Source organism: Proteus hauseri (assembly GCF_004116975.1).
GTDB lineage: Bacteria > Pseudomonadota > Gammaproteobacteria > Enterobacterales > Enterobacteriaceae > Proteus > Proteus hauseri.
Genome location: NZ_CP026364.1, coordinates 2,335,405 through 2,349,092, shown reverse-complemented (window position 1 = coordinate 2,349,092; position 13,688 = coordinate 2,335,405). Strand labels below are relative to the sequence as shown.

General features: G+C 37.3%; 10 protein-coding genes and 1 other RNA gene. 5 read left to right on the top strand and 6 right to left on the bottom strand.

The genetic code is table 11. The features are described from left to right. Positions 1–8: 8 nt before the first annotated feature. The 3 genes from mscK to acrR all read right to left on the bottom strand — a co-directional run bounded on the left by mscK (position 9) and on the right by acrR (position 4,579). Positions 9–3,428 carry a mechanosensitive channel MscK gene (gene mscK, locus PH4a_RS10670; RefSeq protein WP_129039672.1) on the bottom strand — a complete coding sequence of 1,140 codons (3,420 nt, stop codon included), beginning with the start codon at positions 3,426–3,428 and terminating at the stop codon, positions 9–11. A gap of 124 nt (positions 3,429–3,552) precedes the next feature. Beyond that, on the bottom strand, positions 3,553–3,906 hold the full coding sequence (locus PH4a_RS10665) for a DsrE/DsrF/TusD sulfur relay family protein (RefSeq protein ID WP_064719067.1): 354 nt from the start codon (positions 3,904–3,906) through the stop codon (positions 3,553–3,555). A 28-nt stretch (positions 3,907–3,934) separates the two neighbouring features. Then, positions 3,935–4,579, bottom strand: coding sequence for a multidrug efflux transporter transcriptional repressor AcrR (acrR, locus tag PH4a_RS10660; RefSeq protein WP_129039670.1), 645 nt, complete (start codon positions 4,577–4,579; stop codon positions 3,935–3,937). Positions 4,580–4,703: 124 nt separating this feature from the next. Here acrR and PH4a_RS10655 point away from each other — a divergent pair, with 124 nt between their 5' ends. The 4 genes from PH4a_RS10655 (at position 4,704) to PH4a_RS10640 (ending at position 10,288) form a co-directional block, all read left to right on the top strand. Further along, positions 4,704–5,897 carry an efflux RND transporter periplasmic adaptor subunit gene (locus PH4a_RS10655; RefSeq protein WP_129039668.1) on the top strand — a complete coding sequence of 398 codons (1,194 nt, stop codon included), beginning with the start codon at positions 4,704–4,706 and terminating at the stop codon, positions 5,895–5,897. 14 nt (positions 5,898–5,911) lie between these two features. Further along, complete coding sequence (locus PH4a_RS10650; RefSeq protein WP_129039665.1) at positions 5,912–9,061, top strand: efflux RND transporter permease subunit; 3,150 nt, start codon at positions 5,912–5,914, stop codon at positions 9,059–9,061. 614 nt (positions 9,062–9,675) lie between these two features. Then, positions 9,676–10,038, top strand: coding sequence for an Hha toxicity modulator TomB (tomB, locus tag PH4a_RS10645; RefSeq protein WP_129039663.1), 363 nt, complete (start codon positions 9,676–9,678; stop codon positions 10,036–10,038). Between the two features lie 46 nt (positions 10,039–10,084). After that, positions 10,085–10,288: an HHA domain-containing protein gene (locus tag PH4a_RS10640; RefSeq protein ID WP_006535062.1), complete on the top strand. Its 204-nt coding sequence runs from the start codon at positions 10,085–10,087 to the stop codon at positions 10,286–10,288. A gap of 378 nt (positions 10,289–10,666) precedes the next feature. Here the strand turns inward: PH4a_RS10640 and ffs are convergent. After that, an RNA gene (gene ffs, locus PH4a_RS10635) (signal recognition particle sRNA small type) lies at positions 10,667–10,763 on the bottom strand. A gap of 315 nt (positions 10,764–11,078) precedes the next feature. On the opposite strand from ffs, the gene tesB reads away from it, so the two are divergent. Then, positions 11,079–11,954, top strand: coding sequence for an acyl-CoA thioesterase II (tesB, locus tag PH4a_RS10630; protein ID WP_129039661.1), 876 nt, complete (start codon positions 11,079–11,081; stop codon positions 11,952–11,954). A 47-nt stretch (positions 11,955–12,001) separates the two neighbouring features. On the opposite strand, the gene amtB is transcribed toward tesB, so the two are convergent. Both amtB and PH4a_RS10620 read right to left on the bottom strand, forming a co-directional pair. Then, positions 12,002–13,267 (bottom strand): ammonium transporter AmtB, encoded by a 1,266-nt coding sequence (gene amtB / locus PH4a_RS10625; protein WP_244212965.1) that lies wholly within the window; start codon positions 13,265–13,267, stop codon positions 12,002–12,004. A gap of 37 nt (positions 13,268–13,304) precedes the next feature. Continuing rightward, positions 13,305–13,643 carry a P-II family nitrogen regulator gene (locus PH4a_RS10620; RefSeq protein WP_129039657.1) on the bottom strand — a complete coding sequence of 113 codons (339 nt, stop codon included), beginning with the start codon at positions 13,641–13,643 and terminating at the stop codon, positions 13,305–13,307. Positions 13,644–13,688 lie beyond the last annotated feature (45 nt).

Below are 13,688 nucleotides of genomic sequence, written 5' to 3'. Positions count from 1 at the left end.
TTTTAATCTTAATCAAACGGTGTATTTGCTTGAGGTGTTGAGCCATCAAGGGGACGTTTAACCGCTTGTACTTCATCACCTTGTTTATTATGTAAATACACATCTAATTGATTAAACGCGATATTAATACCATTTTCATTACATAATTCATCAATAGCGCGATTAACTTCATCTGTCGTAATATTTCTATCACCTAATGTTCTGACATAAAAACGAAGTTCGTGATTAAGTGTGCTTGCACCAAATTCAGTAAATAACACAACAGGCTCTGGCTCTGTCATTACCTTTGAATTATCTTTTGCTGCTTTCATTAAGATCTCTTTTACTTTATTAAGATCAGAACCATAAGCGACACCAATTTGAATAATAATACGAGTCACCGTATCAGATAATGTCCAGTTAATAAGACGCTCTGTCACAAACGCCTTATTAGGAATAATAACTTCTTTACGATCAAAGTCTGTAATTGTGGTCGCCCTAATACGGATACGACTTACTGTTCCTGAATAAGTACCAATAGTAATGGTATCGCCAATTCTTACTGGCCGTTCAAATAGTATAATTAAACCAGAAACAAAGTTAGCAAAAATTTCTTGTAAACCAAACCCTAACCCCACCGTTAATGCGGCGGCTAACCATTGTAGTTTTTCCCATGCAACACCTAATATTCCTAACGAAACTATCGTCCCTATCGCAATAATAATATAGGTCATAATAGTGGTGATCGCGTAAGAAGCACCTTGCTGTAATTTTATACGAGATAAAATCAGGACTTCTAATAGTCCTGGTAAGTTTCGGGTCATAAACCAGGAAATAGCCATAATAGCAACTGATAACAATATATCAGCAACAGTGACGGCCTTAATTACATTACCTAATTCCGTTGGTAAGTTATAATGCCAAAGAGTAATACCATCGAGGTAAGTAAATACCGTAATAAAATCAGACCAAATACCATAAAAGCTAGATGCAAAGATAATAAACAAAATCATTGTCGTTAATCGCAATGATTGTTGATTAATTTGTTCCATGTCCATTGGTGGTTCTTGAATGGGTTCAAGGCTATTATCTTCGTTTTCTTTTTTCTCTTTAAGCATGGCTTGTCTGCGCTCAAGAGCACGACGATAAGCAAGTCGCCTTGCGGCAACGGTTAATCCTCTTAAACTTGCGTGATATGCGATAAACCACAGCATTAGCAGATATAAACTATCAACCCAGCGATTAGCTAAACGCAGTGCTGTATAGTAGTAACCAAAAATCACCAACCCCATTAATATTAAAGGAGAAAAAGTTAAAAGTGTGATGACAACGGTTCTAACAACGTGGTTACCTTTCTCTTGCCACATTTCGCGGCAAAATGGCAAAGCACATAAACTAATAAAAAAGAGGGAGATAATGGCAATAAGTTGACCAATAACATCACCCACCAGCAATAATGGATTATTAATGCCATAAGCTGAAAGTAAAATAATTGGCAACATAGGAATAGATAAACGTAATAAGCGTTTACGGTTCTGTTGAACGCGATCTACAGGAATTTTAAAGTGCTTAACCGCAACCCCAGTATCAGACATTAATCGATAAGACCATTCAAACATCAACCAAAATACGGCAAATTGCCATGCAAATGACCAAATAAATTCTTGTTGTACATTAAAGCTATTTATTAGCCAATATCCGATAGCCAATACAATACATGAAAGTGGCAGAGTTTTAATAAATACAATACCTAATGCCAGCGGTGTATGTAATTGAGTATCTTTGTTCAACTTATTAATATCTGCACTTAATTTATCAAACTCAACATTGAGTTTTTTACGTTGCCAAATGATAAGAAAACTAAAGGTAATAAGTGTAATTAGCACAGGAAGGGATTTCTTAGCCCCGGTCAACAGATTTTCATTTGACCAATTAAGTTTGAAACCTTGAAATTCAGCAACAGCTTGAGCTGGAAACGCAGAAAACCAACTTAAGTTAATCGGTTTGTTACTACTTACCCAGAAAATTTGCTGGGCCAGTGTATTTTCTAGTGAACTCACCACACTTTTTAATTGCTGTTGATCCATTTGTAAATTAATGGATTCGGAAATTTGGTTACCTAATTGGCTATTGAGCTTATCTAATAGTTCTCGACGAGCATCAACCAACTGCTCTAATGCACTGCGTAATTCTTTCAGCTCTGTTTCACTTAGTTCATTAGGATGCGCTAGTTGGTACTCTGTCATTAATTGATCAATATAAATATTAGGCTGAAAAATTTGATCGCGCTGTTTGTTAATCTCAAATTGTTCTAAACGCAAGTCGGCAATTTTATCAGGAAGATTATTAATAAAGATGCCATCAGGTAAATCGACTTGTTCTTCAAATAGAATTCGAGATAACAGTAAACTGCCCTTTAAAACATCTATTTGCTCTTTTAAGTTACGCTCAGATTGAATCGCTCTGTCTAAACGGTTTTTCACCATTAAACTATGGCGATTTAATTCATTATTATTTTGAGTCGTCACGATCAACTTATCACTAAGTTGCTTATTGAGTTCAGCTTGTGCTAGATAAAAAACATTTTTTTGAATTGTTTGATTTTCTACCCCTGCAGTTTGAGCTTCTTTTGCTGTTTCTTCTGAACTATCGAGGCGTTTATCGCTTAATGCTTCTTGAATAAGTTGTGCATGTTCTTGAGAAAGGTCGATATAGGCTGAACTATAGTCACGCTGAAGTTGTAATAAACTTTGCAACTGTACATTAGATTGTAAAGTTCGTTTTTGAAAGTTATTTTGCTGCTGAAGATAATATTGTTCTAATTGTAATAATTGAACAGCCGAAGGCCGCATTTGTGCTTTATCAGAGCTACTTTTGTTTAACGCGCTTCTTATTTGTTGTAGTCTTTCTGAATTGCTAAATAAAACAGATTGCGCCCTTTCAGGTTGTGTTTGTAATACAATCAATTCATTACTGTAATTAGCTAAATCATCTTGCGATTTTTGTAATGATTGCAATACATTTTCTAATTGAGATTCTAATGTTGCTAAAGGTAATGTATCTAATGAATGTCGATAATCTTCTACTTCATTATTTGCTATTTTTTGTTTTAATTGATTAAGTTGATATTGCGTTGTACGCAATTTTTCAGGTAGTTGTTCAATTGTTTTATTATAACTAGCGGCTTTTTTTTCTAATTGTTGAATATTATCAATCATTAAAAGTGATTGTTCTAAATCACTTATCGTCAACTTATCTTCCGCACTTAAATCGCTACGTTTATTTAATAAATTAAGCTGGTTTTGAATATTTTCTTGGGAAGGTAAATTACTGGGGATCGCCGCCCATGCACAACTAAATATTATGCTCCATAACATAAGCATAATTGTTGTTACAGTAACTAAAATAGGTCGATGATTTAATCTAAAAAAGATTATTGATACACGCATATTAAGCAACTTGTTCAATTAACATTGAAAAACTGTTCTATTAGTATAATCCAATTCTCACGAATTGGCAGTGAAAACAGAACAAGTTGCGAGGTTTATTTATCTTAAAACGATCAGGTGAAAATCAAAAAGTAAGAATTTTATCTGCAGCTAATGTCCACTGAGCTAAATCCACCAAAGTACCTAATTCAGCGCCATCAACTAAGGGCAAATCACTTATTCCACGGGTATCTGTACATGTTTTACATAATTTGACGGGTACATTTTGTGCAGTCAGTATTTCAAGCATTTGTTGAAGGTTATAGCCTTCTTTGGGTTGCTGGCGGGCTAAGGCCCCCGTTACTGCATCAGACATTAAAAAGATATTTAACTCAGTTTCTGGATGCTGTTCTTTTAATGTAATAGATAAACGTAGTGCATTAAATAATGACTCATTGCCATAAGCGGCACCATTAGCAATAACTAACACTCTACTCATTTATTTATTCCTCATGTTTAGCATTAAATTAAGATGGTGCAGATATTCTCATACTTGCACTACTCTTTATCATATCAATAAAGCTATCCACTAAATATTGACTTTCATCTTTGAGAGAAAAACTTTCCGGCGAAAATAACCAGTTTTCAGCTAATCCTGTCATCATTGCTCTTAGCATGATAGCTGCTCGTTTTAAATTTAAATCTTTTGGTAGCTGATTTTGTTCAATGCAACTTTGTAGCGAAATCGCTATTTTACAGTAATCGTCTGCACATAATTCTTTGCGAATTTCAACAATTGACTTCATTTCACCGACAAATTCGCACTTATGGAAATATATTTCTAAAAGTGCATTATGTTTGGGATCTTCTACAATTGATGTCAAGATATAAATAAGTAATTCTCTTAGTACAAATAGTGGATCATCTGGATATTTTGTTTGATACTCTAGTTCTAAAGATTCTATTTTTAGGTCGGTGAGTTCGCACGCTTCAGTAAATAAATCCACTTTATTTTTAAAGTGCCAATATATAGCGCCCCTGGTAACACCAGCATCGGTTGCTATATCTGAAAGTGATGTGGCAGAAACGCCTTGCACAGTAAACAGTCTAATTGCAGCATCTATGATCTGCTGACGCGTCTCTTGTGCCTGTCGTTTAGTTTTTCGTGCCATTATTCCTCGATTTTGACTGAAGTTAATTTACATACATTCATGTATGTTTGTACTATACATCGCAATCAATCATCAACTTAATTATTTTTATCCCAGGAAACAACGTTTGAATAGAGGTTTTCTTATGCGAAAAAACAGAGGGGTTTTGCCTCTGGCTCTGTTAGTGCTATCAGGCAGTTTGGTTCTTGCTGGATGTGACGACAAAGCTAATCAGTCTGCAGGTGGTCCACCTCCTGCACCTGCTGTAGGTGTTGTGACGTTAAAAGCTCAAGCTCTGACTATCACTACCGACTTACCCGGTCGTACATCCGCTTACCGTATTGCTGAGGTTCGTCCTCAGGTTGGCGGCATTATCTTAAAGCGCAACTATACGGAAGGTAGCTATGTTGAAGCAGGTACATCACTGTACCAAATCGACCCTGCTATTTTTCAATCAACATTAAACAGTGCTCAGGCCGAATTAGCTAAAGCCAAAGCGAATGCTGAAATCGCTCGTCTAACTGTAGAGCGCTATAAACCTCTACTTGGCACGAATTATATCAGTAAACAAGACTTTGATACTGCAACATCTCAGTATGCACAAGCTGTAGCCGCCGTTAAAGCAGCACAAGCAGCGGTAACAAGTGCAACAATCAATCTGAATTATACCAAAGTGACATCGCCTATTTCGGGTCGTTCTGGTAAATCAACGGTTACTGAAGGTGCTTTAGTATCACAAGGTCAGCAAGTTGCACTCACCACAGTTCAGCAAATCGATCCGATTTATGTCGATGTGACACAATCGAGTGAAGATTATCTGAAACTGAAAAATGAAATTGAAGATGGTGCAATTGAGCAAGAAAAAGGTAAACCTGTTGTTCATTTATTATTGAATAATGGCAAAACCTATGCAGAGAAAGGTCATCTAGAGTTTTCTGATGTGACTGTTGATGAATCAACAGGTTCAATCACGATGCGTGCTATCGTTCCTAACCCGAAAGGTGAATTACTGCCGGGTATGTTTGTTCGCGCTAAATTAGAAAATGGTATTCGCCAAAATGCTATCTTGATACCTCAACAAGCGGTTATTCGTACACCTCGTGGTGATGCAACAACAATGGTGGTTAATAAAGACAACGTTGTTGAAGTACGATCAATTAAGGTGTCACAAGCAGTAGGTAACCAATGGCTTGTCAATGATGGAATTCAGGCTGGTGATCGCGTTATCGTTTCTGGATTGCAGAAAGTTAAACCGAAAATGACAGTAACGGCTCAAGAAGAAGATTTAAATGCGACAGCATCAACCCAACAAACTGAGCCAGCTAAGAATCCTCAATAAGGAGTCGGTGATCCATGCCTAAGTTTTTTATAGATAGACCGATATTTGCATGGGTAATTGCGATAATTGCCATGCTTGCAGGTCTTCTGGCACTCATCAAATTACCCGTTGCGCAATATCCAACGATAGCACCGCCTGCGATTTCGATCTCAGCGGTCTATCCTGGTGCTGATGCGACCACTGTACAGAATACAGTAACCCAAGTTATCGAACAGAATATGAACGGTATCGATAACATGGTGTATATGTCTTCTACCAGTGACTCAGCCGGTATGATGAACATCACCCTGACCTTTGATGCGGGTACTGACCCTGATATTGCGCAAGTACAGGTGCAGAATAAACTGCAACTGGCAATGCCTCTTTTACCTCAGGAAGTGCAACAGCAAGGCGTTAGTGTTGATAAATCCTCAAGTTCATTCTTAATGGTGGCAGGTTTCATCTCAAATGACGGTTCAATGTCACAAGATGATATCGCCGACTATGTAGGTGCAACAATTAAAGACCCAATAAGCCGTGTTACTGGCGTGGGTGAAACCCAGTTGTTTGGTACGCAATATGCTATGCGTATTTGGTTAGATCCAGACTTACTGGTTAAATACAATATGACGACACTTGATGTTATTAGTGCAATTAAAGCACAAAATAACCAAGTGGCCGCTGGCCAGTTAGGGGGAACACCTCCGGTACCGGGTCAACGTTTAAATGTTTCAATTATTGCTCAAACCCGACTCAACAATGCTGAAGAGTTTTCTAATATCCTGATGAAAGTCAACCAAGACGGTTCACAGGTTAAATTGAAAGATCTTGGTGTCGTTGAAATGGGTGCTGAAAGCTACAGTACTGTTGCTCGCTTTAATGGCTTACCTGCTTCAGGTATTGGTATTAAATTAGCAACAGGCGCGAATGCGTTAGATACAGCAACTGCTGTTCGTGCTGCTTTAGCTGATATGGAACCTTTTTTCCCAGCAGGGCTAGAGGTTGTTTATCCTTATGATACAACACCTTTCGTTAAAATTTCGATTTTCGAAGTAGTAAAAACACTTGTTGAAGCAATCATGTTGGTGTTTGTGGTTATGTATTTGTTCTTACAGAACTTCCGCGCAACCTTGATCCCAACCATTGCTGTACCAGTCGTACTGTTAGGTACTTTTGCTATCTTGTCCGCGTTTGGTTATTCGATAAATACCTTGACGATGTTTGCGATGGTACTTGCCATCGGACTTCTGGTGGATGACGCCATCGTTGTGGTAGAAAACGTCGAACGTGTTATGCAAGAAGAAGGCCTGCCACCTAAAGAAGCAACCCGCAAGTCGATGGGACAAATCCAGAGTGCATTAGTTGGTATTGCACTGGTGCTTTCTGCCGTATTTATTCCAATGGCATTCTTTGGTGGTTCTACTGGTGCTATTTATCGCCAGTTCTCAATTACTATCGTTTCCGCGATGGTACTGTCTGTTTTCGTTGCATTGATCTTAACACCGGCACTGTGTGCGACGATGTTAAAACCAATCCCCAAAGGCAGTCATGGTGTTCAAACTGGATTCTTTGGTTGGTTTAACCGTACCTTTGAAAAAAGTAGTCATCATTATACAGACAGCGTTTCTCGTACCTTACGTGGTACAGGTCGTTACTTATTACTGTATGTCTTATTAGTCGTTGGTATGGCGCTGATGTTTATCCGCTTACCAAGTTCGTTCTTACCAGAAGAAGACCAAGGGGTATTACTGACAATGGTTCAGTTACCAGCAGGTTCAACTCAAGAGCAGACACAAGATATTTTAGAAAAAGTTAACGACTATTTTAATACAGATGAAAAAGAACTCGTTAAATCTGTCTTTACCGTAAACGGCTTCGGCTTTGGTGGTCAAGGACAGAATATGGGTCTGGTATTCGTTGTATTAAACGATTGGGATGAGCGTAAAGCTAACGAAGATAAAGTGCCTGCGATAGTTGCTCGAGCAAATATGAAGCTCTCGGAAATCAAAGAGGCCTTTATTTACTCCTTTAATATTCCAGCAATTGTTGAGTTAGGTTCTGCCGGTGGTTTCGAATTTGAATTAGTTGATAAAGCTAACTTAGGTCACGAAAAACTAATGGCAGCTCGTAACCAATTACTGGGATTAGCAGCTCAACATCCTGAAATGCTCACCGGTGTGCGTCCTAATGGTCAGGAAGATACTTCACAATATCGTCTCTATATCGACCTAGAAAAAGCACAGTCTCAAGGTGTTGCAATTAGCGATATCTATTCAACACTCGGTACTATGTTTGGTGGAACTTACGTCAACGACTTTATCGACCGTGGTCGTGTGAAGAAAGTGTATGTTCAAGCTGAATCTCAGTTCCGTATGTTGCCGCAGGATATTGGTAACTTATATATCCGCAATAATGTGGGACAAATGGTGCCATTCTCTTCATTTATCGATACAAGTAAAGATCCTTGGCTATATGGTTCTCCACGCTTAGAGCGTTATAACGGATTACCTGCAGTGCAAATTCAAGGTAGTGCAACACCAGGTCAAAGTAGTGGTGATGCGATGTTAATGATGGAGAGTTTAGCAAACCAATTACCGAGTGGTATCGGCTATGAATGGACGGGTATGTCTTATCAGGAACGCTTATCGGGTAACCAAGCTCCTGCACTATATACCATCTCCTTAATCGTAGTTTTCTTGTGTCTTGCTGCATTGTATGAGAGTTGGTCTATTCCATTCTCAGTCATGTTAGTAGTACCTCTTGGGGTGATTGGTGCATTACTATTCACCAGCGTCAGAGGCCTTGAAAACGACGTTTACTTTAAAGTTGGGCTCTTAACAACCATTGGGCTATCGGCGAAGAACGCAATATTGATTGTTGAATTCGCCAAAGACTTAATGGAGAAAGAAGGTAAAGGATTGATAGAAGCAACGTTAGACTCAGTAAGAATGCGTTTACGTCCAATTCTAATGACATCTTTAGCCTTTATGTTAGGGGTTATTCCTCTAGTATTGAGTAATGGTGCAGGTTCTGGTGCACAGAACTCAGTAGGTACAGGTGTATTTGGCGGTATGATTGCTGCAACATCTCTTGCTATTTACTTTGTTCCTGTGTTCTTCGTTGTCATTCGTAGAAGATTTTCTAAGAAAAACGAAGATTTAGAACACCCAAGTAATCCACATTAACTTTTACTCTTGTTAATAAAAGACCGCCTTGAGCGGTCTTTTTCTTTTCCTAACTACCTAACTAATAGAAGGTATTTAAACTAGAATCTATATTCTCATTTCTTTTTTTAAATACCTTCTTAATCAATAAAAACATTTTATCCTTTTTCTTATATATGACTTTTTGTCAATATTAAACCTATCCCTGTTATTTATAAATAACAGCAAAGAATATACCCTATTTTGGCTCTTAAATAAGATTAATTAATAAAATCAAAGTTAATCATAGTGTTAGGTAAGTATAATCTTCGTTTACCTCATTTAAATTTTACGAAAATAGACAAAATTCTACCGTTAAGATAGTGACTTATGCCATAATAGTGCTATATTAAGTAAAGAAGCATTTTTATCGCATAATCTTTCGACTTGTATACAATGTATATCAGTATTTAAATAATGCCTTTAATTATGCTATTACTTTGTTAGAAATAATAAATATAAATATTAAAGTTCCCCTCTTATTTGAGATTTTTTATTAATTCATTAATGAATTATGTGATAAGTATCATTAATATTTTACACTATAAGTATTTACCTTTAATAAGAGTGCAGCTATTAATTCAGTTAACAATATTATGGACGAATATTCACCAGAAAAAGTAGATTTAGCTGAATTGTCGTTTTTATGTGAAGAGCTCCAGCAGCAAGCTTTAAGCTCATTAGATAAAGGTACAACAGTTTGGAACAATGATCTGAGTAGCACAAAAAGCGTAGACCTAAACGTTCTAATTGAACACATTATGGCCTTCAGCTGGAAATTTAAGATAAAACACCCAGATAAACACGCAATCAATACGCTAATTGAAGAGTACCTTGAAGAGACATATAGTTTATTTGGTAATCCATCTATTTCTTACTCGGAACTCAATAATTGGAAAGAGTTAAATCACTCACTTTTAACTCTAATTGCTAAAAATCCTAAAAGTTATATTAAGTAAATTTAATTACCTTTAGTTTAAATTGAAATAATAGAGAAAAGACAACATGACTAAAACTGACTATCTAATGCGCTTACGAAAATGCACTTCCATTGAAACATTAGAGCGCGTGATTGAAAAAAACAAATATGAATTATCTGATGATGAACTAGAACTGTTCTATTCAGCCGCCGATCATCGTTTAGCTGAACTTACCATGAATAAACTTTATGACAAGATCCCAGCTTCTGTTTGGAAGTTTGTAAGATAGTATCTAGTTATATAATTTGCTCTATTTTTAATTTTGCTATCTTTTATTTATAGCAATAGGGTTAATAGTTCTTATTTTAGATATCGTTTTATTCACCTTTTCTTATAAGTAGAATGATTACGCACCATCATGCCGTGTACTTATTGCGGCATGACTGAATAATATTGTTACTGAATAACGATGTTATTAAATAATCATCACTCATATCACCACATAAGATAAAATCTCAAAATAATTTGAGCTAATCTTTATCGTCTCTACTTTGTTCTGCTTCGGTGTAAAAATACAATAAATTGACTAATTAAGTAATTAAACTTAAACATTAAAAATAAGTGATTAAGGTGAAGAAAAAACAGGAAGGCTATAAATTGGGTGGGGCCTTGCCAGCGACATCCCGGCACACACGATACCTGTCATGGCTGCTTCCTTCCGGACCTGACCGAGTTAACAAGTTAGTGTTGCGGGAGAACCAACAAGACCCCATAGATTGTCTTATTGCTAAGACGTCACGCATTATCTTTTAAACTCAGCCAAATAGCAAGGGAAGTGCGCCTGAGTGATGATTAATTATCCAATTTAGGCATATCTATTGTTTATTCGTTGCTGTTAATCTTAGCTATCATAAATTTCTATCTATCTTCATATGATTAAATGAAAGTTGATAACTAGAACTTATTTGAACGGGGAGCATAACAGCACTAATCAAATCGTAGATTATTTTTTTATCCTACCTCGAATTGTATATAATCCCTCTTATAAAAAATAATCTCTCTGATGGTATAGGTAAACTATGAGCCAAGCATTAAAAGATCTTATCAAATTGATGGAGCTTGAAAAAATAGAAGAAGGCCTATTTCGAGGCCAAAGTGAAGATTTAGGATTACCTCAAGTATTTGGTGGGCAAGTTGTCGGCCAAGCACTTTATGCAGCAAAACAAACCATTGCTGATAATCGCTATATTAATTCTTTTCATAGCTATTTTTTACGCCCCGGTGATAGCCATAAGCCCATCGTTTATGATGTTGAATATATTCGCGATGGTGGCTCATTTAGCACACGTAGAGTAAGTGCGATCCAGCATGGTAAACCTATTTTTTATATGACGGTTTCATTTCAAGAATTTGAAGAAGGTTTTGAACACCAAGATGCTATGCCTGATGTCCCTTTACCGAATGAGCTTATGCCGCAAGATGAAATTCTCAGAAAGTTAGCACCTAAATTACCAGAACCCATAAGAACCTTAGCGTTAAGAGAAACCCCTTTTGAAGCGCGCCCTGTACAATACTTCAGCCCATTTGGTTACTCTAAAGCCCCTGCAGAACGTTACGTTTGGTATCGTAGCAGAGGAAAAATGCCATCAGATCCTTTTTTACACCAGTATTTATTAGGCTATGTTTCTGATTTTGATTTTTTACCAACAGCACTTCAACCCTATGGTTTAGGGTTTATGGATCAAAATCTGCAAGTGGCAACGATTGACCATTCAATGTGGTTCCATCGCCCATTCCGTGTTGATGACTGGCTACTTTATGTTGTTGAAAGCCCATCGGCATCAGGTGGCCGAGGGTTTGTTAGAGGAAAAATATTTAATACTAATGGTCAGTTGGTTGCATCTTCAGTACAAGAAGGGGTCATTCGCCAAAAACGGACTAAAAATACCAAGTAATTATGCCATATTAAATATTCCCCCCTCTATTGAGGGGGAATAGACGATTACTCCTGGTATGCTCTTTCACCATGTGTGGTTAAATCTAATCCATCACACTCTTCTTCTTGTGAAACTCGCAAACCAACCAGTTTATCTGCGATTTTAAAGCTAATATAAGCGACCACACCAGACCAAAAAATAGTAATCATTACACTAACTAATTGTACTAAAAGTTGTTTACTTAGTGTCATCTCATCACTATACCCAACACCGCCTAAATATGATGATGTAAAGATACCCGTTAATAAGCATCCAACAACACCACATGTTCCATGAATGCCAAACACATCACAAACATCATCAGCTTTTAGCCATTGCTTTAATACTACAACGCCCCAAAGCCCAATTATTCCACCTATAATACCGATAACTAATGCCCCTATTGGGCCAACCGTACCTGCCGCTGGCGTAATTGCGACTAGCCCCGCAATACAACCAGAACAGCTTCCTAACATCGACGGTTTTCCTCGTACTAACCACTCTGATAGCGTCCAAGAAAGTACAGCGCCCGCAGTAGCAACAACAGTATTAAGAAAAGCAAGTGCTGCGATAGCATTGGCACTGCCCGCAGAGCCCGCATTAAAACCAAACCAACCAATATAAAGCACCGCTGTTCCTGTAAATACCATAGGTAAATTATGTGGTTTTAAAGCCATTTTCTTGTAATCGCTTCTATTTCCAAGTAAGTAAGCACCAACAAGTGCTGCAACGGCTGCATTAATATGGACAACAGTGCCACCAGCAAAATCTAATGCCCCATCATCAATTAGCCATCCACCTTCTCCCCACACCATATGAGCAATAGGAATATAAGAAAACGTAAACCAAATAATGGTAAAAATAAGTAACGCCGAAAAACGGATCCGCTCTCCCAAAGCCCCAACAATCAGTGAAAGAGTAATCACTGCGAAAGAGCCTTGAAAAACAACGTGAACATATTGATTAATAGAGCCAGACAAGTCATTAAGAGAAAGTGAACTTAAAAAAGTTAGTGACCACCCACCCCAAATTTTATTTCCTGCTGTAAAGGCGAGACTGTAACCAAAAATAACCCATAAAATAATAACTACACTAAAAATCAGCATCACTTGCGTCATTAATGACAAGACATTTTTACTGCGTAATAACCCGCCATAAAACAATGCAATACCAGGGATAGTCATAAAAAAGACTAATGCTGCACAAATTAACATAAACCCATTATCTGCTTTATCAACAACAATGCTGTCTGCTGCAAAAGTTGGCGTAGAAAAGTATGTAAGCACTAACATCAATGAATAAATGAATTGGCGTTTCATTGTTATCTCCTTAAAGAGCTTCATCACCAGACTCTCCGGTACGAATACGGATAGCTTGAGCAAGTTCAAAGATAAATACTTTGCCATCCCCTACTTTTCCAGTATCAGCGGTATGGGTTAGTGCTTGTGTAACGGGCTCTAATAATTCATCACTAATTGCGAGCTCTATTTTTACTTTAGGTAGAAAATTGACCTCATACTCAGCACCTCTATATAGTTCTGCATGTCCTTTTTGCCGCCCATATCCTTTAACTTCACTTATTGTCATTCCTTGAACTCCTAATGCACAAAGAGATTCTCTAACATCTTCTAATTTAAATGGTTTAATAATTGCGATGATATATTTCATATAGCCCTCGATAACTTAAGAAAGAACAAAAGTTATAGAGCAAAA

What these genes read in the sequence shown, in the direction of transcription:
- mscK (WP_129039672.1), bottom strand. Translation starts at nt 3,428, where the DNA reads ATGCGTGTATCAATAATCTTTTTTAGATTAAATCATCGACCTATTTTA.
- PH4a_RS10665 (WP_064719067.1), bottom strand. Translation starts at nt 3,906, where the DNA reads ATGAGTAGAGTGTTAGTTATTGCTAATGGTGCCGCTTATGGCAATGAG.
- acrR (WP_129039670.1), bottom strand. Translation starts at nt 4,579, where the DNA reads ATGGCACGAAAAACTAAACGACAGGCACAAGAGACGCGTCAGCAGATC.
- PH4a_RS10655 (WP_129039668.1), top strand. Translation starts at nt 4,704, where the DNA reads ATGCGAAAAAACAGAGGGGTTTTGCCTCTGGCTCTGTTAGTGCTATCA.
- PH4a_RS10650 (WP_129039665.1), top strand. Translation starts at nt 5,912, where the DNA reads ATGCCTAAGTTTTTTATAGATAGACCGATATTTGCATGGGTAATTGCG.
- tomB (WP_129039663.1), top strand. Translation starts at nt 9,676, where the DNA reads ATGGACGAATATTCACCAGAAAAAGTAGATTTAGCTGAATTGTCGTTT.
- PH4a_RS10640 (WP_006535062.1), top strand. Translation starts at nt 10,085, where the DNA reads ATGACTAAAACTGACTATCTAATGCGCTTACGAAAATGCACTTCCATT.
- tesB (WP_129039661.1), top strand. Translation starts at nt 11,079, where the DNA reads ATGAGCCAAGCATTAAAAGATCTTATCAAATTGATGGAGCTTGAAAAA.
- amtB (WP_244212965.1), bottom strand. Translation starts at nt 13,267, where the DNA reads ATGTTAGTGCTTACATACTTTTCTACGCCAACTTTTGCAGCAGACAGC.
- PH4a_RS10620 (WP_129039657.1), bottom strand. Translation starts at nt 13,643, where the DNA reads ATGAAATATATCATCGCAATTATTAAACCATTTAAATTAGAAGATGTT.